Annotated in this window: 16 protein-coding genes; 7 read left to right on the top strand and 9 right to left on the bottom strand. The window is 73.0% G+C overall.

Annotated elements, in window-relative coordinates:
- Positions 1-529 precede the first annotated feature (529 nt).
- Complete coding sequence (locus WMF46_RS26065; RefSeq protein WP_437979670.1) at positions 530-2,455, bottom strand: type VI secretion system contractile sheath domain-containing protein; 1,926 nt, start codon at positions 2,453-2,455, stop codon at positions 530-532.
- Between the two features lie 86 nt (positions 2,456-2,541).
- Here WMF46_RS26065 and WMF46_RS26060 point away from each other — a divergent pair, with 86 nt between their 5' ends.
- From WMF46_RS26060 to WMF46_RS26040, 5 genes are all read left to right on the top strand, one after another.
- Positions 2,542-3,918 (top strand): homoserine dehydrogenase, encoded by a 1,377-nt coding sequence (locus WMF46_RS26060; protein WP_437979669.1) that lies wholly within the window; start codon positions 2,542-2,544, stop codon positions 3,916-3,918.
- Entirely contained in the window at positions 3,915-4,844 is a 930-nt protein-coding gene (murI, locus tag WMF46_RS26055; protein ID WP_437979668.1) for a glutamate racemase, read from the top strand. Before WMF46_RS26060 ends, murI begins: the two co-directional genes overlap by 4 nt.
- 52 nt (positions 4,845-4,896) lie before the next feature.
- Complete coding sequence (gene aroC, locus WMF46_RS26050; RefSeq protein WP_012237475.1) at positions 4,897-6,081, top strand: chorismate synthase; 1,185 nt, start codon at positions 4,897-4,899, stop codon at positions 6,079-6,081.
- A 5-nt stretch (positions 6,082-6,086) separates the two neighbouring features.
- The gene (aroB, locus tag WMF46_RS26045) at positions 6,087-7,697 is read left to right on the top strand and encodes a 3-dehydroquinate synthase (RefSeq protein WP_437979667.1); all 1,611 of its coding nucleotides are present in this window, start codon (positions 6,087-6,089) and stop codon (positions 7,695-7,697) included.
- A 131-nt stretch (positions 7,698-7,828) separates the two neighbouring features.
- Positions 7,829-8,290 carry a response regulator transcription factor gene (locus tag WMF46_RS26040; protein ID WP_437902248.1) on the top strand — a complete coding sequence of 154 codons (462 nt, stop codon included), beginning with the start codon at positions 7,829-7,831 and terminating at the stop codon, positions 8,288-8,290.
- 518 nt (positions 8,291-8,808) lie between these two features.
- Here the strand turns inward: WMF46_RS26040 and WMF46_RS26035 are convergent.
- Both WMF46_RS26035 and WMF46_RS26030 read right to left on the bottom strand, forming a co-directional pair.
- A complete protein-coding gene (locus tag WMF46_RS26035) occupies positions 8,809-9,555 on the bottom strand; it encodes a TenA family transcriptional regulator (RefSeq protein WP_437979666.1) in 747 nt (248 codons plus the stop codon).
- Between the two features lie 295 nt (positions 9,556-9,850).
- On the bottom strand, positions 9,851-10,456 hold the full coding sequence (locus tag WMF46_RS26030) for a hypothetical protein (RefSeq protein ID WP_437541087.1): 606 nt from the start codon (positions 10,454-10,456) through the stop codon (positions 9,851-9,853).
- Positions 10,457-10,940: 484 nt separating this feature from the next.
- On the opposite strand from WMF46_RS26030, the gene WMF46_RS26025 reads away from it, so the two are divergent.
- Positions 10,941-11,717, top strand: coding sequence for a chlorite dismutase family protein (locus WMF46_RS26025; RefSeq protein WP_437739244.1), 777 nt, complete (start codon positions 10,941-10,943; stop codon positions 11,715-11,717).
- Between the two features lie 15 nt (positions 11,718-11,732).
- Here the strand turns inward: WMF46_RS26025 and WMF46_RS26020 are convergent, their stop codons facing one another.
- The 5 genes from WMF46_RS26020 to WMF46_RS26000 all read right to left on the bottom strand — a co-directional run bounded on the left by WMF46_RS26020 (position 11,733) and on the right by WMF46_RS26000 (position 19,306).
- The gene (locus WMF46_RS26020) at positions 11,733-13,508 is read right to left on the bottom strand and encodes a phospho-sugar mutase (RefSeq protein ID WP_437979665.1); all 1,776 of its coding nucleotides are present in this window, start codon (positions 13,506-13,508) and stop codon (positions 11,733-11,735) included.
- A gap of 176 nt (positions 13,509-13,684) precedes the next feature.
- Positions 13,685-15,085 (bottom strand): acetyl-CoA carboxylase biotin carboxylase subunit, encoded by a 1,401-nt coding sequence (locus WMF46_RS26015; protein WP_437541081.1) that lies wholly within the window; start codon positions 15,083-15,085, stop codon positions 13,685-13,687.
- A gap of 92 nt (positions 15,086-15,177) precedes the next feature.
- The gene (rlmN, locus tag WMF46_RS26010) at positions 15,178-16,341 is read right to left on the bottom strand and encodes a 23S rRNA (adenine(2503)-C(2))-methyltransferase RlmN (protein ID WP_437979664.1); all 1,164 of its coding nucleotides are present in this window, start codon (positions 16,339-16,341) and stop codon (positions 15,178-15,180) included.
- 65 nt (positions 16,342-16,406) lie between these two features.
- Positions 16,407-17,558 carry a CgeB family protein gene (locus WMF46_RS26005; RefSeq protein ID WP_437979663.1) on the bottom strand — a complete coding sequence of 384 codons (1,152 nt, stop codon included), beginning with the start codon at positions 17,556-17,558 and terminating at the stop codon, positions 16,407-16,409.
- Between the two features lie 857 nt (positions 17,559-18,415).
- Positions 18,416-19,306: a serine/threonine-protein kinase gene (locus tag WMF46_RS26000; RefSeq protein ID WP_437987936.1), complete on the bottom strand. Its 891-nt coding sequence runs from the start codon at positions 19,304-19,306 to the stop codon at positions 18,416-18,418.
- Positions 19,307-19,894: 588 nt separating this feature from the next.
- On the opposite strand from WMF46_RS26000, the gene WMF46_RS25995 reads away from it, so the two are divergent.
- A complete protein-coding gene (locus WMF46_RS25995; protein WP_437979662.1) occupies positions 19,895-23,752 on the top strand; it encodes a serine/threonine-protein kinase in 3,858 nt (1,285 codons plus the stop codon).
- Between the two features lie 23 nt (positions 23,753-23,775).
- On the opposite strand, the gene WMF46_RS25990 is transcribed toward WMF46_RS25995, so the two are convergent.
- Positions 23,776-24,057: a pyrimidine/purine nucleoside phosphorylase gene (locus WMF46_RS25990; RefSeq protein WP_437979661.1), complete on the bottom strand. Its 282-nt coding sequence runs from the start codon at positions 24,055-24,057 to the stop codon at positions 23,776-23,778.
- Between the last annotated feature and the right edge of the window lie 57 nt (positions 24,058-24,114).

Here is a 24,114-nt window from a genome sequence, read left to right as displayed (position 1 = left end):
GCAATGCTCGCTTCGTGATGAGGCGCTCAACCCGCGTTGCGCGCGCTGCGCACATCGCGCGCGACCCGCCGAGGCCCGACTGAGCAGCTGCGCAACTACGCAACTCCACGCGCTCCGTCGAGATGAAAGCGACGATCACTCCCGCGCTCTTCGTCGCCATCAAAGATGGACCTCCGGCGCGACAGGCGCGGAGAGGCGGTATCGAGGCGCCGCGCCCCGCTGGCAGGTGGCCGCTCCGCGGCGGGTGTGAGAAAAAGCACCGCTCACGATCCGGTCCTCGCGTCTTCGTGAGAGACGCTCGACGTGCTTTGCAATGCCGCGCGCCCGGAACCGCGCGACGTGACCCGTCGTCCCGCGATGGGCGCCGGGCTACTTCTTGCGGCAGCCGCAGTCGGACGTCGGCGCTTGCGGCGCCGCAGGCCGCTGGCACGTGGTCACGAGGGTGCTCAGGACAGCGAGGAGGATCGCTACGCGGAGCCGCATGCCGGCGATCCTCCCCCGCGCGCCGGGCGGCGTCAATCCGGGGCGCTCAGCCGAGCGGCATCTCGAGCGACACCTCGTCGAGCCCGACGCCGAGGAAGCGGCGCGGGCGCACCGTGACCGCGATCTGCGCGCCGCCCTCGCCGCGGCCCGCCTTGACGGTGAGCTCGATGCTGGCGGGCGGCGCGCTCTCGAACAGCGCCCAGAGGGCACCCTCGACGACCGGCTGGACCTCCGCCGGGTCGCTGTCCGGGGGCAGCTTCGAGCAGAGCGCGCGCAGGAACTGGACGACGCGCGCGACGAAGAGCTGATCGACGAGCGAGACGCGCTCGAGGCGCTCGTCCGGCTCGGCCGTCGGGCTGTCGTACGTGAGCTTCTCCGGCGGGACGTAGGCCGTCGGCGCGGCGAGGACGTACACCGCGTCGCTGTTCGGGGCCGACGCGAGCAGGAGCACGCCGCTCTTCGAGAGCTCGCGCTGGGTGTCCGTGGACACGAACGCCTCGGTCGGGATCGCGACGCCCTCGTCGCCCTCGTACGCGCCCTTGACCTCGTGCACCGGCAGGTCCCCGAGCGTGCCGCCGCCCTTCGCGCCCGTGACGCGGCAGGGCCACGCCGTCTCGCGGAAGCTCCCCGCGATCAGCGCGCCGACGACGTACGCCGGCGAGATCCAGACGCGGCCGCCCTCATCGCCGGGCTGCTCGGCGATCGTCGCTTCCCGGATCCGGGAGGTCGACCGGTCGTACGGCAGCCGGCCGAGCACGCGGTTCATCGCGATCGCGACCCACCGCGCGCCATGCCGCGCTGCCGCGGAGCGCCACGGCGCGCGGTGCGGCGCCCGGAACAGCGCGGCCTTGTTGTCGAGCCGCTCGACGCCGCCGAGATCGTCGACCCCGAGCAGGCGTGCGTCGCCGTTCACGACGGCGGGGAGCGCGTGCGCCTCGGCGACGCGCGCGATCTCCTCGAGCCGCGCGAGCGACGCGGCGCTGCCGTCGATCGCGACGTCCACGATGGCGACCGACGCCGGCGGCTCGGAGCTCGCCGTCTGCACGAGCACCCGCGCGAGCGCGCCGGCCGCCTCGTCCGGGCGCGCGCTGACGACGTCGAACCGGACGCCCTCCGCCGCCTTCGCGCGCTCCACGAGCAGGCTCAGCCCGCGCCACGCCTCCTCGAGGCGCCGCACCTCGGGGTGCTGCAGGATCGCGCCGAGCTGCGCGCCGATCGCGCGCTCGATCTGCGCGATCGCCTCCGCCGGCCGAGCGGGCTGGCCCGCGCGCGGGCGGGCGCTCGCCGCCACGGTCGCGATGAGCTCCGAGAACCGCCCTGCCTCCGCCGGCTTCTGATCGAAGCTGTCCGGCGCCCCGGGTGGGGGCGCCGCCTCGGCGCCCTCGCTCCCGCCGAGGTCGACCATCGAGAGCAGCGCGTCCACGTCCGAGCCGGGCGCGGGCGCCTGCGCCGCGGGCCGCTCCGCGGCGGGCGCGGAGCGGCCGGGCGAGGCGTCCCGGCGCTCCGGGAGGAGGCCGAGGATGTCGCGCACCAGCGGGGAGCCGCCCCAGAGCCGATCGAGCTCGGCGCGCGCCTGGTCGAGCGTGGCCGAGCCGTCGCGCAGCCGATCCAGGACCCGGCGGCCGTCGAGCAGCGAGCGCAGCAGCGGCACCTCGGCGCACAGCGCGTCGGGCCGGAAGCTCTTCAGCCCGGCGGGCGCGAGGTCGACGCGCACCGCCCGGCCCGCCGCGAGCACGCTCGGCACCTCGATCGCGAGCCGTGGCCGGAGCATCGTGAAGAGGTTATCGAAGCGGCTCGCGTCGACGCGGATCGCGCCCGCGGGCGGGCTCGCGCCGGCGTTGTGCGGATCGCGCGGGGTGAGATCGGCGACGACGAGCACGCGCAGCGGGAGCAGCGGCCCCCGCTCCACGGCGCCCTCGTCCTCGCCCACGTGGAACCTGAACTCGTCGCCCAGAACGCCCTTTTCCGTCATGGCCAGCGCAGCATAGGCGTCACCTATCGGCGCGAGAAGCGCTAAGCTCCGCGCGCATGAAGACGGAAGGCGGTCCGCCCTTGAACTTGAACCCTGAACCTCACGCCGCCAGCGATCGCAGGCGCCTCCGCGGGGGCGCCCCGATCCAGATCGGGCTCCTCGGCTGCGGGACGGTCGGCGGCGGCGTCCTGCGCCTCCTGGCCGAGAACTCCGGCTACCTGGCGGAGCGCGCGGGCGTCCCCCTCGTCGTGAAGCGCGTGGTCGTGCGCGACCTCGAGAAGGAGCGCGTCGGCGCCCTGGATCGCGGCCTGCTCACCACGAACCCCGAGGAGGTCGTCGACGACCCCTCGATCGACGTCGTCGTCGAGGTGATGGGCGGCGAGACGCCCGCGCGCGCGCTGATCGAGCGCGCCATCGACCGCGGTAAGGGCGTGGTCACCGCGAACAAGCTGCTGCTCGCCGCCCACGGCCCCGCGCTCCTCGCGCGGGCCTCGGCGCGCCAGGTCGACCTCGCGTTCGAGGGGGCGGTCGGCGGCGGCATCCCGATCATCCGGACGCTCCGGGACGCGTTCGCGAGCGACTGGGTCGAGCGCGTCACCGCGATCCTGAACGGGACCTGCAACTACATCCTCACGCGCATGCGCGACACGGGCGCGTCGTTCGACGCCGCGCTGCGCGAGGCGCAGGCGCTCGGCTACGCCGAGGCCGACCCGTCGCTCGACGTCGACGGCCATGACGCCGCGCACAAGCTGATCGTCCTGGCGATGCTCGCCTTCGGGGCGCAGGTCGACAGCGCCGACGTGCACACCTCCGGGATCCGGAGCATCGAGGAGGCCGATCACCGCTACGCCGATCGGTTCGGCTACACCATCAAGCACCTGGCGATCGGCCGCGATCTAGGCGATTCCATCGAGCTGCGCGTGCACCCCACGCTGATCCCGAAGCAGAGCGTGCTCGCCAACGTGTCCGGCGTGCTCAACGCCGTGCTGCTCGAGGGGCGCGCCGTCGGCCCGTCGCTCGTCTACGGCCGCGGCGCCGGCGACCTGCCGACCGCGGTCAGCGTCGTCTCCGACATCCTCGACGTCGCGCGCTCGATCGCGTCGGGCGTCGCGGGCATGCAGGGCCGAGGCATGTCGATCAAGCCCCGCGCGGTGCGCCCGCTCAGCGAGATCGTCTCCCGGTACTACCTGCGCTTCGCGGTCGAGGACCGGCCCGGCGTCATGGGGCGCCTCGCCGGCGCGCTCGGCGACGCGGGCGTCAGCATCGAGCAGATCGTGCAGCAGGGGCCGACGGGCTCGGGCGCGACGCCCGCGGGCGGGGCGGCCGCTCGTCAGCCCGCGGTGGACGTCGTGCTCATCACGCACGACGCGCGGGAGGGGCTCGTGCGGAACGCGCTCGACGCGATCGCGCGCGAGCAGTTCCTCCGCGAGCCGGTGCACCTGTTCCGCATCGAGGAGCCGTGACGTCCCACAGCGACGCGCCGCTCGGCGTGTTCGACTCGGGCCTCGGCGGCCTCACGGTCGTGCGCGCGCTGCGCAGGCGCTGCCCGGCGGAGGACATCGTCTACCTCGGCGACACGGCGCGGGTCCCGTACGGCACGCGGTCGCCGGAGACGGTGGTCCGCTACGCGCTCGGCTGCGCGCGCGTGCTCATCGGCCGCGGCGTCAAGGCGATCGTGGTCGCGTGCAACACGGTGAGCGCCGTCGCGATCGACATGCTCCGGGTCGAGCTGGATCTGCCCGTCCTCGGGGTCATCCTGCCCGGCGCCCGCGCCGCCGTCGCCGCGTCGCGCGGCGCGACGATCGGCGTGCTCGGGACGGCCGGGACCATCGCGTCCGGCGCCTATCCCCGCGCCGTGGCGTCGCTCAGCACCCGCACCGAGGTCGCCGGCCAGGCGGCCCCGCTGCTCGTCTCGCTGGCGGAGGAGGGATGGATCGAGGGCGATGTCCCGCGGCTCGTCGCGCGGCGGTACCTGGAGCCGCTCATCGGCGCGGGCGCCCGCTCGATCGTGCTCGGGTGCACGCACTTCCCGCTCCTCCGCGCCGCGATCGAGGCCGAGACGGCGTCGCTCGCCGGCGGCCCCCTCCCGATCGTGGACAGCGCCTCGGCGACCGCCGAGGAAGTGGCCTCGTTCCTCGCGGAGCGGGGGCTCGCGACCTCCCGGAGCACGCCGGGCGGCCTCTCGCTCCTCGTCACGGATCTACCGAAGAGCTTCGCCACCGTGGCGGCCAGGTTCCTCGGGGAGCCGGTCGTCGCGGACGGAGCCGTCCGCTCCTCGACCCAGGCTGGCGCCGCTGTCCGCTCTCCGACCCAGGTTGGCGAAGACGCCGCTGGCCATTCTTCCCCATTTTCCGCCCAAGGCGTCGACGTGGAGCAGATCGACCTGTAATACGCAGCAAGCTTCGCCCGGGGCTCCGGGCGCGGAGGAGGTTTTCCACACGATGACGCAGCTCAGGTGGCTTTCGGCCGGCGAGTCGCACGGGCCGGAGCTCGTGGCGACCGTCGAGGGTATTCCGGCGGGCATGCCGCTGCTCGCGGAGGACATCGACGAGGATCTGGCGCGTCGCCAGCGCGGCTATGGGCGCGGCGGGCGGATGAAGATCGAGACCGATCGCGTCCGCCTCGTCGCCGGCGTGCGCGGCGGCGAGACGCTCGGCGGCCCCATCGCCATGGTGATCGAGAACCGCGATCACGCGAGCTGGGCCGGGCGGATGGGCCCCGAGCCGTTCCCCGAGCCGCCCGAGGCGCTGACCCGCCCGCGCCCTGGCCACGCGGATCTGGCCGGCGGCCTGAAGTACGCCCGGCGGGACCTGCGCGACGTGCTCGAGCGGGCGAGCGCGCGCGAGACCGCGGCGCGGGTCGCGGTGGGCGGCGTTTGCCGCAAGCTCCTCCGGTCCGTCGGCGTCGAGGTCTTCGCCCATGTCCTGTCGATCGGCCCGGTGGCGTCGCCGACCTCCGCCGCCTCGGGCGGGGGTGAGCTCCCGCTCACCGAGCTCCGGGAGCGCGCCCGCGCCTCGGATCTCGCGTGCGTCGACGCGGTTGCCGCGCAGGCGATGCGCGACGCCATCCGCGAGGCCGCGCACCGGGGCGACACGCTCGGCGGCGTCTTCGAGGTGATCGCCACGGGCCTGCCGCCCGGGCTCGGGAGCCACGTGCAGTGGGACCGCAAGCTCGACGGACGGCTCGCGCAGGCGCTGATGAGCATCCAGGCGATCAAGGGCGTCGAGATCGGCATCGGCTTCGAGGCCGCGCGCATCTCGGGCTCCGAGGTGCACGACCCCATCGCCTACGATCAGGGGGCGCACGCGTTCACCCGCCCGTCGAACCGCGCCGGCGGCCTCGAAGGCGGCATCACGAACGGCATGCCGCTCATCTGCCGCGCCGCCATGAAGCCGATCGCGACGCTCAAGCGCGCGCTCCCGTCGGTCGACGTGCGCACCAAGGAGCAGTTCGACGCCGCCTTCGAGCGCAGCGACGTCTGCGCCGTCGCGGCCGCCTCGGTCGTCGGCGAGGCGATGGTGGCGATCACGCTCGCCGCCGCCCTGCTCGAGAAATTCGGCGGCGACAGCCTCACGGAGCTCTCGCGCAACGTCGACAGCTACCTCCAGCAGGTCCGCTCTTACTGAAGGCCATGGAATTCCTTCCCGACGCACCTCCGCTCCTGCTCACCGGCTTCATGGGGGCAGGCAAGTCCACCGTGGGCCGCATCGCCGCCGCGCGCACGGGGCTCCCGTTCCTCGATCTCGACGACGCCATCGTCGAGGAGGCCGGCGAGAGCGTCCCGTCGCTCTTCGCGAAGCGCGGCGAGGCTGGCTTCCGCGCGCTGGAGGCGGCGACCCTGCGCCGGCTCCTGGCGGCGCGCGGCCCGCGCATCATCGCCCTCGGCGGCGGCGCCCTGGTCGATCCCGCGCTCCGCGCCGAGGCGCTCGAGCGCGGCTGCGTCGTCGCGCTCACCGCCACCTCGCGCACGATTGCCGCGCGCACGCCGAACGGCAACCGCCCGCTCCTCGACGGCGCGCCGGATCGCGAGGCGCGCATCCGGGAGCTCCTGGCCGCGCGCGCCCCCGTCTATGCCGAGGCCCACGCGCGCGTCGTGACCGATGGCGTCTCCCCCGCGGACGTCGCGGCGCGGGTCCTCCGCGCCTACGCGGATCGCCCGCTCTTCGTGCCGCTCGGCGACAAGAGCTACGCGGTGCGCATCGCCTCCGACGGGGCGGCGTCCACGGCGGACGCCATCGCCGCGCTGGCGCCGACGTCCGTCTTCGTCGTCACGGACGAGAACGTGAGCCGCCTCTGGGGCGCGCCGCTGCTCGCCGCGCTCGCGGCGCAGGGGACGCCGGCCGCGGCCGTCACGGTGCTCAAGCCCGGCGAGGAGCACAAGCGGCTCGCGGCCGTCGAGGCGGCGCTGACGGCGATGATCGACGGCGGCGCCGACCGCGGCGCGGTGGTGCTCGCGCAGGGCGGGGGTGTGGTGACCGACATCGGCGGCTTCGCCGCGTCCACGCTGCTGCGGGGCGTCCGCTGGGTCGCGGCGCCGACCACGCTCCTCTCGATGGTCGACGCCTCGGTCGGCGGCAAGACCGGGGTCGACCTCGGGCCCGCGAAGAACGCCGTCGGGACGTTCCACCAGCCGTCCGCGGTCGTGGCGAGCCCGGCGGCGCTCGCCACCGAGACCGACCGCGCTTACCGGAGCGGGCTCGCGGAGGTGGTGAAATCGGCCTGCATCGGCGATCCGGAGCTGCTCACGCTGCTCGAGCGCGAGGCCGACCGCGTCCTCGCGCGCGACCCCGGCCTGCTCGCCGAGATCATCCGCCGCTCGATCGCCGTGAAGGCGGCCATCGTCGCCCGCGATGAGCGCGAGTCGGGCGACCGCGCCCTCCTGAACCTCGGCCACACGCTGGGGCACGCCCTCGAGGCCGAGGGGGGGTTCGTCCGGCTGGCGCACGGCGAGGCGGTGGCGCTCGGAATGGTGGCCATATTCCGCGTCGGCTGCGCGCTCGGCGTCACCGACCGCGCGGCGGCCGACCGGACGACCCGCCTGCTCGCGCGGCTCGGTCTGCCCACCCGGATCGAGGACGAGCCTGTCTCCGCCGCGCTGCGCTTCCTGTCGCTCGACAAGAAGCGCCGGGGCTCGTCGGTCCGGACGGTGCTGATGCGGGACATCGGCAGCACGTTCGTGGAGCCGATGCCGCTCGAGCGCCTCGCCTCGCTCCTCGAGCGCGCGGCCGCCGGCGCGACCTGATCCTCGGACGCCGAGCGGTGCGCCTGAGACAGCCCTGCTCCGGGCGAAACCCCTGCGTCGGCGCCGCACGCCCTCCTCGCTGAGCGCCTCCGGCGCAGACGGCGCTTGCGCTGTCAGTGAATAAAATCGATGTGTTGCCAACGTTCTTCGGAAAAAAATTCCGGCACACCGCCCGCATCGTCCGCTCCGCGCTATCTTTCCCGGCGCCGATGGTGACCGCGACGAAGAAGAGAATCCTGGTGGTGGAAGACGAGCAGGACACGGCGGCGATGATCGCCCGGTTCCTCGGCGACGAGTTCGACACCGTGGTCGCGACGAACGGGGTCGATGGGCTCGCGCTGGCCCAGCAAGAGCCGCTGCCCGATCTGGTGATCGTGGACATCATGATGCCGAAGCTCGACGGCGTGAGCATGACGAAGCGGCTCCGCGAGCACGAGCCGATGCGCCGGGTGCCCATCATCTTCCTGACCGCCAAGTCGGATCCGATGGACGTCATCGCCGGCATCCAGGCGGGCGCACGCCATTACATCACGAAGCCCTTCGTGCTCGACGATCTCAAGAAAAAGGTCCGCAAAGCCGTCTACGGCCGCTAGAGCGGCGGTCACTCGCTTCGGATACGGGCCCACCTCGGCGTTTTCGGTGCTCAGCGCACAGGAGTGCGCTTGCGCGCCGAAAACGCCGATCTGGGCCCGTCTCCTGTGCGAGAGACCGCCGCTCTGCCCCGGCGGACAGCGGGGCGGGGGGGAAACCGCAGCGGGGGGAAACCGCAGCAGGGGGGGAAACCGCAGCGGGGGGGCAACCGCAGCAGGGGGGAAACCGCAGCGGGGGGAGGGACTGGCTGGCGGTTCGCGGTGGGGGACGCGCTGGTCAATGAGTCGAATGGCGAAGAGGTTAAGAGAAGGGGAGAAGGCCGACTGGCGATCTTGGCATCTCCGAGGTTTCTCGCGTGCTGCGTAGTGCCGCAGGGCAGGAATCGCGGCGGTTTCTGACGCCGTCACGCGCCGGCACCGCGGGGCGCTCGCCTTGTGTTCTTTGAGGTTTGTTCGGAGAGCCCGTATCTCCGCTGGGGCTCGGCGCCGGTCTTGCGCGGAGCTGGCAGGAGGTGCCCGCGTCAGCTGCCGCTGCGGTGCGGGACGCTGCAGGCCCTGAACGCCTTCTCGAACAGCTCGAGCGAGCGGGAGATGCTCGAATGCACCCGGCGGATCTCCTCGGCGGAGGTGGTCGCGAGCTTCACGATCTCGAGCGCCTCGCGCGGGTGGGCATCATCGTAGTTCGCATGCGCGGCGAGCCACGTCAGCGACTTGCTCCCCTCGCCATAGAGCTTCGTAAAGCTCGGCAGCACCACGCGAGAACACTCGCCGATGACCCCCTCGATCGCATAGTTCACCGCGCCGACCGCCTCCGCGAGAGAGCCGCGGTAGGACACCGACCAGAGCCACTCGAAGAGCGACGCGATCTCCGGGCTCGGGCGGTGGCTCGTGATGTCCGAGGTGCTGTGCCCGTGCCACGCCGCCCAGTCGAGGTACCAGCGCACGTGCAGCGCCTCGACCCGGATGTTGCCGATGAGCCAGTCTCGCACCAGGGAGTCGCGCGGCGTCTGGCCATAGGTCGTCTTGGCGAGGCTGAGCCCCATGTACTTCGGGAACGCCTCGACCACGCAGAAGAACTCCCGGAGGAGCCCCTTCCACATCTCCTGATCGACCGGCGCCGTCATCGTCTGCGCGATCGGCGGCGTGTAGACCGCGGCCTTCCACTGGTCGGCCAGAGATTCGAGCATGTCCTCGACCCAGACCGGGTGCGGCGTCGCCTGTAGGCTGTCCTTGACTTCCTTATGCCGCTGCGAGCGAGGTGACAGCATGAAATTACCTGTTGGGTTGCTGGGTCAATCCGCCTCGTGGCTGCCCGCCGGCCTCTACCCCACCGAACCCCCGCAGGCTGACCGGTCAGCGGCCGTCAGGAGACAATCCGCAAAGCAGGCACGATGCTGACCCCGAGCACGAAGGACGAGAGGGGCAGCGCGAGGACCTCACCATGGGAGGCTTCGTGTACATGTGTCCTGCCTGCATCCAGTCTGGATCAAGGTGAAGGAGCAAGTCAATAGACAAACGAGGGCGCCGCCGCAACGACAAGAGCGCCGATCTCGCTCAGGTCGCTCACCATACGACCTCGGAGAGGCACTCCGTCGCGCCGCGGAACCGGCACCGCTGGTGGGTTACTTTGGGGGTGGATGCACCGCACAGGAGGAGCGCCTGCTCGACCCAGCCGCAGACGCCTTCTCCGCAGTTCATCGCGGAGGGCCCCTCGTCGTCCCCGGTCGGGCCTGTGATGGTCAGCACCCACTCCCGCGGCTTCACCATGCGCGGGAAGACCTTCCCGGCGTCGAAGTAGCGCGACCAGAACATTCCAGTCCGGGCGACGATCGTGTCGGGCATGGCGATCGAGAGCGCGAACTTCAACACCGTATTGAGGTCGCGATCCGCGACGTAGCGGGCAAACCGCTTGAGCTCAGCGGTTTGGTCGCTCGCAGTGCGCGCGTGCGTTCGCAAGGCGCGGTTCCAGACGCCGATCGGATACCAGCTGCTCGCGAGCAGCGGCTGAGAGAGTACGTCCCGGTCTGACTTGGGCAGCGAGGTCACCAGGCGCTCCCATGAACCGGCGTCGCGGGTCGTCGTGACGAACGACCGGAGGTTGACCAGCAACGTTCCTTTGCATCTACCGGCGGGGATCGAGGTCTTGGTCTTCGTCTCGTGCGTCTTCATCGCGGCGAACCTACGGCGGGAAGGCCCCGGCGAAGCTGAGCCCGATCGAGGGCGCGGCGCACGTACCCTCGGGCGGGAAACCCTGCCCGGGAGCACATCGTCGGGGCAACTCCAGGAGTCGTGGTTGTACCTTGCAGGGGAGCGTGAGTCGGGCTCGATGGCAAGAGATGATTACGTGGGAGCAGCCGTACGACACGAGCCGACGTGGCCCTGCGCAAGATCACGCCGGTTGTCCAGCTCTCCTTTCGACCCGAGACGCCAGACCCCCGGCGACCGCCGCAGACGTCAGCGCGCGCAATGGTGTGATGCGCATTACGTGATTTCGTGCGGCGCTCGTCGGTCGTCGTGGCCGTCGACGGGCGCTCGTCGCGGTGACGGGGGCTCGCAGCGGCGACGGGCGCTCGCGGCGGGGGCTGCGCGTCGCCCGCGGAGGTGCTGCGCCTGGCAGTTGCCGTCCTCCGCGAACCTCGGTACCCCTACGCCCATGAGCGAACCCACCACGGGCCGGCCCGCCGCCGGCCACGCGGAGCCCGAGCTGCCGCACATCGACGTCGCCGAGCGGGGGGCGCCGCGCGACGGCCGGCCGCAGGTCATCGACGGCCGGCTGTTCATGCAGCTGCTCGTGTTCCGTTGCCCCGGCGACGCCGATCCGGCGGAGCTGACCCGCGCAGCCGGCCAGGCGCTCGCGTCGCAGCGCGTCGGCGCGGTCGTCTACGAGGACATCAACGATCCGCGCGGGATCGCCGTGCTCACGTGGGCGGAGGACCCTGCCGTCTTCGTCCAGACCGTCCGCCCGGCGCTCAACCGCAGCGAGCTCCGGGCCCTGGAGCTACGCCCCGATTTCACCATGCTGGGGCGCACGTACTCGACCGGCTACGAGCAGGATCTCGACTTCTGGCTGCTCCGGCGCCCGGCGGAGACCGTCTTGAACCCCGCCTGGCCGTGGGCGGTGTGGTATCCGCTCCGCCGCAGCGGCGCGTTCTCCAAGCTCGAGGGGCGCGAGCAAGGGAGCATCCTGCGCGAGCACGGCACCATCGGCAGGGCCTACGGTGCCCAGGACCTCGCCCACGACATCCGCCTCGCGTGCCACGGCCTCGACGCCCGCGACAACGAGTTCGTGATCGGGCTCGTCGGCAAGGAGCTCCACCCGCTCTCCCACATCGTGCAGACGATGCGGAAGACCCGCCAGACCTCGGAGTTCATCAGCCAGATGGGCCCGTTCTTCGTGGGCCGCGCCGCCTTCCGCAGCCCGGGCGGCTGACGGGGCCGCTCCCCCTCAGCCGATGCCGGCGAGGCCCGAGAACGCCAGGGCCAGGGCGTCGAGCCGCACCGCCGCGCGGGCCTCGGCGTCGCCCAGCGGCTCGTCCGCGGCGACCTCCTCGCGCACGTCGAAGTAGAACTTGATCTTCGGCTCCGTCCCGCTCGGGCGGGCGATGAGCCGGCTCCCGTCGTCGAGCTCGTACACGAGCACGTTGCTCGGAGGCAGCACGAGCGGCTCGACGAGGCCGTCGCTCGTGGTGCGCGTGCGCGCCTCGAAATCGCGCCACGCCACCACGGGGACGCCGCCGATCGCGGCCGGCGGCCTCTTCCTCAGCGCGTCCATGATCGCCGCGATCTTCTCGAGGCCGTCGACGCCGCGCAGGGTGTAAGAGCGCTGCCCGCTCATGTAGAGGCCGTACTTGCGGGTGATCGCCTGGAGCTCGTCGAGCAGGGTCCTGCCCTCGGCCTTGCGCACCGCCGCGAGCTCGGCGACCAGCGCCGCGGCGCTGATGCCGTCCTTGTCGCGCACGACCGGGCCGACGGTGTAGCCGAGCGCCTCCTCGAAGCCGAACACGAAGCGGGCCCCGGTCGAGCGCTCGATATCCATCGCCCGGTTGGCGATCCACTTGAACCCGGTCAGGGTCTCCTCGTAGTGAACCCCGAGCGCCGCGGCGATGACGCCGAGCATCGGGGTCGAGACGCAGGAGGCCAGCACGAGCCGGCGCTCGTCCGCGCCCTGCGCGCGCCCCTCGGTGAGCAGGTAATGGCCGAGGAGCACGCCGACCTGGTTGCCCGTGAGCTGCACGTACTCGCCGTCAGGGCGCCTCACCGCCACGGCGAGCCGGTCGACGTCAGGATCGTTGGCGAGGACGAGGTCGGCGCCCTCCCGCTTCGCGAGGGCGAACGCCAGGTCCATGGCGCCCTTCTCCTCGGGGTTCGGGAACGCGACCGTGGGGAACGCGCCGTCCGGCTCGGCCTGCTCGGGCACGCTCGCCACGCGCGTGAAGCCGGCCTCGCCGAGCGTCTGGCGGACCAGGCGATTGCCGACGCCGTGAAGCGGCGTGTACACGATGCGGAGGTCGCGATCCCCGTCGCTCCGCACCGCGAGGCCGCGGATCGCGCCGAGGTAGCTCCGCTCCAGCTCCTCGGGGAAGTCGCGCACCAGCCCGAGCCTCCTCGCCTCGTCGAGGGGCATGCGGGGGACCTCATCCGCCGGCGGCGAGGCGTCGATCGCCGTCGCGATGCTGGTGTCGTGGGGTGGGATGATCTGCGCGCCGTTGTCCCAGTACACCTTGAAGCCGTTGTACTCGGGCGGGTTGTGGCTCGCCGTCACCATCACGCCCGCGGCCGCGCCGAGGTGGCCGACCGCGAACGCCGCGACGGGCGTGGGGCAGGGGACGGGCGAGAGGTGGCTCGGGATGCCGGCGGCGGCGAGGGCGCAGGCGGTGTCCTCCGCGAACTCTCGGCTCATCCGGCGGCCGTCGTAGCCGATGACGACGCCCGCGCTCCGCGCCTTGTCGCCGATCGCTTCGAGGAGGTGACGGGCGAGCCCCGCGGTCGTGCGGAGGATGACGGCGCGGTTCATCCGGCTCTCGCCGGCGCCGAGGACGCCGCGGATGCCCGCGGTGCCGAACTCCAGCGGGCCGGCGAAGCGCTCGGCGAGCTCGGCGCGGACGCCGTCCTCGCCCGCCCTGGCCGCGTCGATGAGCCGGCGCAGCTCGCTCTGGGTCTCCGGATCGGGGTCGTGGGAAAGCCAGCGTTCGGCGGGCTCGAGGACGAAGTCGTGGCTCACGCCTGATATTTAGTTCATGCCGGCCGTGGTTTGCACCACGAGCGCGCGATTCAGCGCGGCGGCGGCGCGGGCGGCGACCGCCGCGCGCCGGCCCGCCGGCCCGGAGCCGACGTAGGTAGCCGGCGGCTCCCGGCCAGCTCGGACCGTTCAGCCCGCTCAGCCCGCTCGGCCGAGCGTCATCCGGCCTTCTTGCCGGCGGCGAGCGCCTCGGCGAAGCGCGTGTCGTACTGCCCGCCGCGGAAATCACCGTCCTGCAGGATCTGGCGGAGGAACGCGAGGTTGGTCGCGGCGGGCCCGGCCGGACCGGTGAGCTCGATCGTCGTCTCGGCGAGCGCCCGGTCGAGGCGAGCGATCGCCTCGTCGCGGGTCGGGCCGTGGGCGACGATCTTGGCGAGCAGCGGGTCGTAGAACGGCGTCACCTCGAGCCCCTCGGCGACGCCGGTCTCGATCCGCAGGTCGTCGCCGGCGGCCGGCCAGCGGAGCGCGGTGATGCGGCCGGGCTGGGGGGCGAACTTCTTCGCCGGATCCTCCGCGTAGAGGCGCGCCTCGACGGCGTGGCCGCGGCAGGTGTGGCCCCGGACCTCCGGCGCGAGCGGCTCGCCCGACGCGATGCGGATCTGGTGCTCGACAAGGTCGAGCCCGGTGCACATCTCCGTGACGCAGTGCTCGACCTGGAGCCGCGCGTTGACCTCCAGGAAGAAGAGCTCGCCGCTCTCCGCCGCGACGAACTCGACGGTACCCGCGCCGACGTACCCGGCGGCCGTCACGACCCGGAGAGCGCTGTCGTGGAGCTCCTTCCGGCGGAGCTCGCCCGCCGCTCCCTGGAAGAACGCGGCCGGCGACGGGGTCTCCTCGACGATCTTCTGGTGCCGGCGCTGCGCGCTGCACTCGCGCTCGCCGAGCGCGACGGCGCCGCCCTGCCCGTCGCAGAGCACCTGCACCTCGATGTGGCGCGGGCGCTCGATGTACCGCTCCATGTACACGCGCGGGTCCCCGAACGCCGCGCGGCCGCGGTCGGAGCACGCGGTGAGGGCGCGCGACAGCTTGCCTGGATCGGTGACGACCTGCATGCCGATGCCGCCGCCGCCGCCCGCGGCCTTGACGAGCAGCGGAAAGCCGATGCTCTCGGCGGCGCGCTGGGCGGCCTCGACGTCGGCGGGGTCGACCGGACCGCCCGTGCCCGGCGGCGGGAACACGCCGGCCCCGCGCGCGTGATCCCGCGCGAGGATCTTGTCGCCGAAGGCGTGGAGCACCGCGGGCGGCGGGCCGATGAACGTGACGCCGGCCTCGATGACGGCCTCGGCGAAGGCCTGGTTCTCGCTGAGCAGCCCGTACCCCGGGTGGATGCCGTCGGCGCCCGTCGCGCGGGCCGCCTCGACGATCGCATGGATGACCAAGTAGCTGTCCCGGACCGGCGGCGGCCCGATGCGCACCGCCTCGTCGGCCATCGCGACGTGAGGCGCGCTCGCGTCCGCGTCGGAGTACACGGCGACCGTCGCGATCCCGAGCCGTTTGCAGGTCCGGAGGACGCGGCAGGCGATCTCTCCACGGTTGGCGACGAGGATCTTCTTCAACACGGCCGACAGCTACGCCCCCGCGCGGCGGCGCGTCAAGACGCCCGCTGCAGGCGGCGCTCGCCCGCGCGCTCCCGGGAGGCGAGCGGGCGTGCTCAGCCGAGCGCCCGCCGCACCTTCGGCTTGGCCCCGAGCAGCACGAGCTGGCCGCAGGCCGCCGAGACGTCATCGCCGCGCCGGCGGCGAACGAAGCAGGAGTATCCCGCCTGGGTGAGCACCTCCTGGAACGCCGCCACGCGCTCCTGGGCCGGCGGACCCAGCGAGGAGGCCTCGATCGGGTTCATCGGGATGAGGTTGATCTTCACGGGGAGCCCGCGCAGGAGCTTCGCCAGCCGCCGCGCCTCGGCGGGATCGTCGTTCTGCCCGGCGACGAGCGTGTATTCGATGGTGATGCGCCGGCGCCGCGGCAGCGGGTAAGCGCGCAGCGCCGCGAGCAGCTCGTCGAGCGGGTGCTTGCGGTTGATGGGCATCAGCGCCGAGCGCGTCTCGTCGTCCGCGGCGTGCAGCGAGATCGCCAGCGCGATCTGCCCGCCAAAATCCGCTCCGAGCCGCGCGATCTCGGGCACGAGGCCCGACGTGGACACGGTGACCCGCCGCGTCGAGAGGTTGATCCCTTCCGGGTGCGTGAGCAGGCGCAGCGAGCGAGCGGTCGCTTCGTAGTTGTGGAGCGGCTCGCCCATGCCCATGTACACGACGTTGCGGAGCTCCTCGCCCTCCTCGAGCATCGCCCGCCCGAGGAGCACCTGGCCCGCGATCTCCTCGGCCCCGAGGTGGCGCTTGAGCCCCGCCACGCCGCTCGCGCAGAAGCCGCACCCCATGGCGCAGCCGACCTGCGTCGAGATGCACTGGGTGACGCGGACGCGCGGCGCGGCGCCCGCCTCCGCGGCCGCATCGTCGTCCTCGTCGTCAGCCGCCGCCGCGTCGGCGTCGAGCTGCGCCTGCGAGCCGGGGCCCGACACCGACGGGAGCAGGACGGACTCGATGGTCGCGCCGTCGCGGAGGCGCAGGAGCAGCTTGCGCGTGCCGTCCTCGGAGCGATGAACCCGCTCGGGCGCCAGCACCTCGCCCAGCCCCTCCGCGGCGAGGTGCTCGCGCAGCCGCGCCGGGAGGTTCGTCATCGCGGCCGGATCGAGGACGCCGCGGCGATGTATCCACTGGAATACCTGCTTCGCCGTGAACGACCGCTCTCCGCGGGCAGCCAGCGAGGCCGACCACTCTTCAGGCAGCCGGGCGACGGGGTGGAGCGGCGTGGAGCGCACCTGCCTGGCCTACTGCGCGCCGCCCCCAGCGGCAAGGGGAGCAGGCGGGCGGCCAGGCCAAAGCGTCAGCCGCTCTGGCTCTCCACCTGTGACGTCGTGAGCTGCCCGTCGCGCTCGCGGCGCGCGCGCGTCCGGCTGGCGGCCTCGAGCACCTCGCGGGTGTAGCGCTCGAACGCCTCGGCCCGGTGCATCGCTGTGTGCTCGGCAAAGACGCGCTGCCTCGCCCGCTGGCCCACCGTGAGGCGCTTGTCCTCCTTCATCTCCCTGAGCTTCCGGAGCACGTCCTCCGGCGAGCGCACGAGCAGGATCTCCTCGCCGGGCTGGAAGAACGTCTCGATTCCCGGCCAGGTGTCGCTCAGGACAGGGGTCCCGCACGCGGCCGCCTCGAACAGGCGCGCGCTCGGCGACCATCCGGACTCCACCATCGCACGGCGGGTCAGGTTCAGCGTGAAGCGCTGCGAGTTGTAGAAGATGCGGTGCTCGTCCGGCGGGAGGTGCTCCGTCCGGGAGACGTTCTCCGGCCACGCGAGCGACGCCGGGTACTGCGCGCCCGCCACGGCGAAGCGCCCCCGGCGCATGCGCCGCGCCGGCTCGAGGAGGAGCCGCTCGACGGCCGCCTGCCGGTCGTCGCTGTAGGTCCCGAGGTAGCCGAGATCCCAGCGCATCGGCGCCGGCTGGGGATGGTACACGTCCGTGTCCGCCGAGCAGTAGAGCGCCCGCGCGCGCACCGCGCCGTGGCTGCGCTCCAGCCGCTCCAGCGTCGGGCCCCCCGTCGCCGACAGATAGAGATCATACCGCGGGATCAGCGCCGGCGTCAGGTACGCGTGATCCCCGTGTGCCAGCCGGCCCAGCGTGACGGGGGTGTCCAGATCGTAGAACGCGGCCTTTCCGCGGGCCTCTTCCGTGATCCATGCCCCGACCGTCGCCCCTTCCGGTACAAAGGAGCCGACGATCACGAGATCGGCTTCGCGCACGGCGCGTGAGAATCTATCGCGGAGCTCGGTAATGCTCGAGTACTGCTCGGTCGTGCCGTAAGGCGGGTTGGGCAGGTCGCGGTGCTGATCGTAGATGGGGAGGTTCCGCTCCAGAAAGAGCATCCGGTGGCCGCGCGACGCGAGCGCCCGGAGGAGCGCTCTGTACGTCGTGGCGTGGCCGTTGCCCCACGAAGACGTGATGGAGAGCCCCAGGAAGACATAGCGGTAGGTAGTTGTCGTCATAGCGTGGTGGCGGCAAGGGTTGAGAGATCCCAGACGGCGTGCCGGCCCGGAGTGCGCCGGTCCCGAGGTACACCGCGGCGGCCCCGGAGAGGCGAAAGACGCCTCGCGGACACCTGCGCGACGTGCGCAACATGCGTAACGCGCGCAAAACGAGCGGCACGCCGATCCAGTTGCCCTGGCGCCGCGCGAGAGGGCGCGGCGACGAGCGCACCCGGGATTAACATGCGTGCTCACCCTCTGCAATGCTGTGAGATGCAGTTTCTTGATCGAAGGTGCGTATTCCTCGTCAGACGCCAGGCGGCAAGGTCCGCCCTTTTCCCGTGACGACGAAGCGCGCGAAATCGCCGCTTGCTCCGGGATAACGCGGCTCGTTCGGGTAAAGCACCCGACGGCAACCGTCCTCGCATCGCAGAGGAACCGGCCTGTGCGGTAAACGCTGTTCGGAAGCGATGATGGTGAGAAAAAGAGGGACGTTGTCGCAATGGTCTGTGACGGCTGCTGGTCGAACGGAGCGTCGACGGGGGAGCCCTGCTCCGGAACGCCGGGGCAGCGCTGGCGAGGCGCCGCCCAGGCCGGCGCGCGCTGTCGGACGCGTACGCCGCGGAGCGACGGGGCCTGGGGGCGCGGCCGGCGGCAGGGGATTCCGCCGTCCAGCTGAGCTCGCCGGCGAACCGGCGGCCTCGGCCGGGCAGGGGCGCCTGGCCCCGCGGAGAAATCGGGCGGGGGAGCAGGAAGGCAGCAAGCGCGCGGCGCTGTCCGGGTGCCTTCCTGTCGGCGCGGGGACGCTGCGGTGGAATCGGCAGGCCGGGTGTCCAGCCTTCAGCGGCGCTGGGGCCGCGCGAGAGCCGTCGAGACGTTCAGGCGGCGGGGCTCAGCGCCTGCCAGCCCTGGATCACCTCGGCGATGCTCGCGAAGCGGCGGTCCGGGCTGTGCGCCAGCCCCCTGTTCACGAACACCTCGATCTCCCGGTCGACCGGCGGAGGCATCAGGCTGCCCAGGCGGCGCGGAGGCGTCCTCGTCTTGAGATCGGCGAGCATCATCAGATTGCGCGCGGCGTACGGGAGCTCGCCGGTGAGCGCGTGAAAGATCACCGTCATGGCCGCATAGAGGTCGGCCCGGTGATCCACCGTCTTCCCCTTCGTGAGCTGCTCGGGCGGCGCGAACCTGAAATCGCCGAGACACCGGCTCGGTAACGTCGGCGCCGCGTCGGAGAGCCCGGGAGGGAGCTTGCACGAGCCGAGATCCAGGAGCGTCAGCCGCTCGCCGTCAGGACCCTGGTCGAGGAGCACGTTCGCGGAGCTGATGTCGCGGTGGATGATGCCAATCTCGTGCAGCTCGGCGATCGCCGCCCAGAGCTGCCCGCCCAGCGCGTGAACGGCGCTGAACGGGAGCGGCCCCTGCTGGGAGATGCGCTCGCTGAGGAGCTCCCCCTCGCGCAGCTCGAAGACGAGGAGAGGACCGTGCGCCGGGTCCTTGCCGCCGTCGAGCGAGGGCAGTGTGTGCGGGCCCCGCAGCCGCTCGCACGCCACCGCCTCTCGCCGGAAGCGCGCCTCGGCCTCCTGCTGGGGCATACGCTCTGGCGTGTTGAGCACGCCTCCCGGCTCCTGGCGTACCGGGGGCTCCCCGAGCACCTTGACCGCGACGCGCCGGCCGGCGCTCGCGTCCTCGGCGCTGAACACCTCACCGAGGCCTTCGCGGCGGAGATGACGTACCACGCGGTAGCGCTGGAGCAGAACGGTTCCGGGCACGATTGACAAGAGCGGCCTCCTTCGCTTGACAAAGGGGGTCCAGCGCGTTCCGGTCGCCTCCCCCCTCTCCCCAGACAAGCTCATTTATCACGCAGACGCGACAGAGGAAGCGCCGCGCGCAGCGTCACACGACGAAGGGCCCCCGCGCCTTGTTTTCCGGGGCGCGCCGCTTCACATCGGCCGCCCGTCGCACCCGAGGTCGCCTGGACGAAAAAGCCGCGGGGGCATGGGACGGGGAAAATGGGGCGCGGCCCGCGGGACAACAGGGCGAATGCGGTCCGGGGAGCCGGAGCGCGGGTGGCCGGCCAACGCGCGTCGCGGCGGCGGGAGCGGCCAGCGTCTGGGCCACCACGGCCGCGCCGGTCTCAGCGGGGCCGCCGGCGCTTCGACGCTGCAGAGTTGCCCCTCGCCGCGCTCTCTGGTGACGATGCGCACCGGAGCGCGGCAATCGGTGGTGATTGCATGACAGCGGCGGCGCCTCTCGGCGCCCGCATCCGGGGACACGCCCGTCACCCCGAACCGCTGGCCATTCAGGTGAACTTCGCGTAGCTCCCACACAGGGCGGACGATCCGGAGCGACGGCAGGCAATGCGAGCGGGAGACGTCATCGACGGCCGGTTCGAGATCATGGAGCTCGCGGGCGCCGGCGGCATGGGCCACGTCTTCCGCTCGCGCGACCTCAAGACCGGCGAGACCATCGCCCTCAAGGTCCTCCAGAACGCCGCTTCCCAGGACTCGAACCGCCTCGCGCGCGAGGCGCAGGCGCTCGCCACGCTGCGGGTGCCGGGGGTGGTGCGGTACATCTCGCACGGCCGCACGGAGCACGGCCACCCCTACCTCGCCATGGAGTGGCTCACCGGCGAGACCCTCTCCCAGCGCCTTGCCCGGCAGGCGTTCACCCTGGAGGAGAGCCTCAAGCTCGCCCGGCGCGTCGCGACCACCCTCGGCTCCGTGCACCGGCTCGGCGTCGTCCACCGCGATCTCAAGCCGAGCAACCTGCTCCTCGTCGGCGGCACCATCGACCGCATCACGCTCATCGATTTCGGCGTCGTCCGGATGTCCGGCATCGACCAGCAGCTCACCATGCCCGGCGCCATCCTCGGCACCCCGGGCTACATGGCGCCGGAGCAGGCCCGCGGCGAGGCGCACGTCGACGCGCGCGCCGACGTCTTCGCGCTCGGCTGCCTGCTCTACAAGTGCATCTCGGGGCGCGCCCCGTTCCGCGGCGCGCGCGGGCTCGCCGTGCTCGTCAAGGTGCTGATCGAGGAGCCGCCGTCGCTCCGGTGGATCCGCGACGACGTGCCCGAGGCGCTCGACGCCCTGGTCCAGCGGATGCTGTCGAAGTCGCCCGAGGGGCGGCCGAGCGACGGCAACGCGGTCGCGATCGAGCTCGCCGGGCTCATGGATCCCGCGGCGATCTCCGTCCGCCCGCCCTCGATGTCCGTCCGCCCGCCGGAGCTCACGACCGGCGAGCGCAAGGTGATGTGCCTCGTCCTCGCGCGCGACGGCCTCTCCGCCGCCGAACCGTCGCTCCCCGAGGTCGACGAGCAGGCGCGCGCGCAGGCGCTCTCGACCACGGCGGCGCGCTACAAGGGCCAGCTCGAGCTCGTCGACGCGCGGCTGCCGCTCGTCGTGCTGTCCGGCGCCGGCGCGACGACCGACCTCGCGGCCCGGGCCGCCCGCTGCGCGCTCGCCGTCCAGGCGCTCCTCGGCGGCGCGCCGGTCGCGGTCGTCACGGGCAGGGCGGAGATCGCCTCGCGCATGCCGATCGGCGACCTCATCGACCGCGTGGTCCAGCTGCTCCCCGAGGGCCGAGCGACGTCCCGCGCGCCGGCGATCCGCATCGACGAGGTGACGGCGGGCCTGCTGGGCGCGCGGTTCGAGATCACGTCCGACGGGGGCCGCCCCTGGCTCCACGGCGCGCGCGAGGAGCCAGAGGCGCCGCCCCACGTGCTCGGCAAGGCGACGTCGTGCGTCGGGCGCGAGCGGGAGCTCGCGCTGATCCGGGACGAGCTCGCCCGCTGCATCGAGGAGTCGACCCCGAGCGTCGTGCTCGTCACGGGGCCGGCGGGCATCGGCAAGTCGCGGCTCCGCCACGAGCTCGTCCGCGCGATCCGGGAGGACGGCGAGCCGGTCGAGGTGTGGCTCGGCCAGGTGGATCCGATGAGCGCCGGGTCGGCCTTCGGCCTGCTCGCGCACGCGCTCCGCCGGGCGATCGGCCTCACGGACGCCGATCCCGTCGAGGAGCGGCGGCGCAAGGTGCGCGCGCGGGTCGAGCGGCACGCGGCGCTCGACGCCGGGCGGGTCGCGACGTTCCTCGGCGAGCTCGTCGGCGCGCCGTTCCCGGACGACGACGTGCAGCTCCGGGCGGCGCGGCGCAACCCGATGCTCATGGGCGATCAGCTGCGCCTCGCCTGGGAGGACTTCCTGCGCGCCGAGTGCGCGGTGCAGCCGGTCCTCCTCGTGCTCGAGGACCTGCACTGGGGCGACCTGCCCACGGTCACGATGGTCGACGCCGCGCTCCGGAACCTGAAGGACCGGCCGTTCATGGTCATGGCGCTCGGCCGGCCCGAGGTGCACGAGCTCTTCCCGAAGCTGTGGGACGAGCGGCGCGGGCACAAGCTCCGCCTCGCGGGGATCTCGCGCCGGTCGAGCGAGCGGCTCGTGCGCCAGGTGCTCGGCGAGCGCGAGAGTCCGGCGCTCGTGGCGACGCTTGTCGAGCGCGCGGACGGCAACGCCTTCTACCTCGAGGAGCAGATCCGCGCGGCGGCGGCGGGCAAGGGCGTGGACCTGCCGGAGACGGTGCTGGCGATGGTGCAGGCGGAGCTCGACGCGCTCGACGTGGGCGCGCGGCGGGCGCTGCGGGCCGGGGCGATCTTCGGCGAGACCTTCTCGCGGAGCGGGGTCGCCGCGCTGGTCGGCCGGGCGGAGGTCGAGCCGCTGCTCGCCGAGCTCGAGGTGCGGGAGCTCATCGTCCGGCGTTCCGTGGAAGGCGCGCCGGAGGCGGCCGAGTACCGGTTCAGGCACGCGCTCGTGCGCGAGGCGGCGTACGGGATGCTGACCGATCACGATCGCCGCCTCGGCCACCGGCTCGCCGGCGAGTGGCTCGAGCGGACGGGCGTGGCGGATCCGATGGCCCTGGCCGAGCATTTCGAGCGCGGCGGCGAGCCGGCGCGGGCCGCGGCGGCGACCCTGCGCGCGGCCGAGCAGGCGCTGCTGGGGAGCGACCTGGGCGCGGCGATCGAGCGCGTCGAGCGCGGCATCGCGCGCGGCGCCTCGAAGGCGACGGCCGGGGCGCTGCGGCTCTGCCAGGCGGAGGCGCACCTCTGGCGGGGCGAGTTCGCGCTGGCGGAGCGGCGGGGGACCGAGGCCCTGGAGCGGCTCGCGCCCGGGTCGGCGCCGTGGTTCTCGGCGCTCACGCAGGTGATCCTCGCGGCCTCGAAGCGCGGCAACCACGACCAGGTCGAGGGCCTGCTGCGCCTGGCGCAGGGCACCGAGGCGCGGCGGTCGGCGCGCCCCGCGCGCAGCGTGTGCCTGTGCGCGGGCGCCGGGCGGCTCGTGTTCGGAGGGCGGTACCAGCTCGCGGACGAGCTGCTCGACGGGATCGAGCAGGACGCCGAGGAGACCGAGCAGGAGGTCGAGGTGCTGGCGCGGCTCCACGAGGCGCGCGCGTACCGGGCGATGGCGGTCGGCGATCCCGGCGCGTGCCTCGCGGGCTTCGAGGCGGCGCTCGCGGCGTTCGAGCACGCGGGCGACCGCCGCAACGCCTGCTGGGCGAGGAACAACCTGGGCTCCTGCTACGCGGAGCTCGGCGATTTCGAGGGCGCCGACGCGGCGCTGCGCGCGTCGCTCGCGGACGCGGAGCGGATGGGCCTGTCGGACGTCCGGCTCGGCGCGCTCCTCAACCTCGGTCCGGTGCTCGCGCAGCAGGGCCTCGTCGAGGAAGCGCGGCGGACGGCGGAGGAGGCGATCGCGACGTCCCAGCGCCTCGGCGATGCGCGCGGGGAGGGCGCCGGGCGGGCATGCCTCGCGAGGATCGTGCTCCAGGCGGGCGAGCTCGGGGGGGCCGAGCGCGAGGCGCGCGCCGCGGTCGCGATCCTGTACGGCGCGCCGCCCTTGCGGGCCTTCGCGTACGCGGTGCTCGGGCGGGCGCTGCTCGACGCGGGGCAGGCGGTGGACGCGCTCGCGGCGACGACCGAGGCGCTCTGCCTGCTGGAGTCGATGGGGGCCGAGGTGGGCGAGTCGCTTGTGCGCCTCGCGCACGCCGAGGCGCTCTCGGCCTGCGGCCACGGGCGGGAGGCGATGATGGCGATCGCCTCGGCGCGGGAGCGCCTGCTCGAGCGGGCGCGGAAGATCGGCGATCCGGTGTGGCGCGCGAAGTTCCTCGGCAATGTGCCGGACAACGTGGCCACGCTGGAGCTAGAGCGGCGCTGGCTGGACGCCTAGGCCGCTCTACGCCGCCGGCGCGCTCAGAGGAACTCGCAGAGGTAGCCGGTGGGCTGGGTGGCCCTGACGTCGAAGCCGCTCTTGCCTGCCACCTCGAACGACGTCCCTGCCGGATAGGCGCGCCACTCCGTGGAGCCGTCGATGCGGATCGCGAGCTCGCCGGCGACGACCGTCATCCGCTCCGGCGCGTCGGTCGAGAAGTGGAACTCGCCGGTGTCGATGACACCCACCGTCTGCCGGCGCCCGTGGCGCTCGAAGCCGACGCTCTGGACGTTGCCGTTGAAGTAGCTGTTGTGCTTGAGCATGGCGCCCTCCTACCGCGTCCCGCCGCGAGAGACCAGCCCGGACGGACGGGAGAGGTC

Source organism: Sorangium sp. So ce117, assembly GCF_051524395.1.
GTDB lineage: Bacteria > Myxococcota_A > Polyangia > Polyangiales > Polyangiaceae > Sorangium > Sorangium cellulosum_B.
This window is presented reverse-complemented; position numbering and strand designations above follow the sequence as displayed.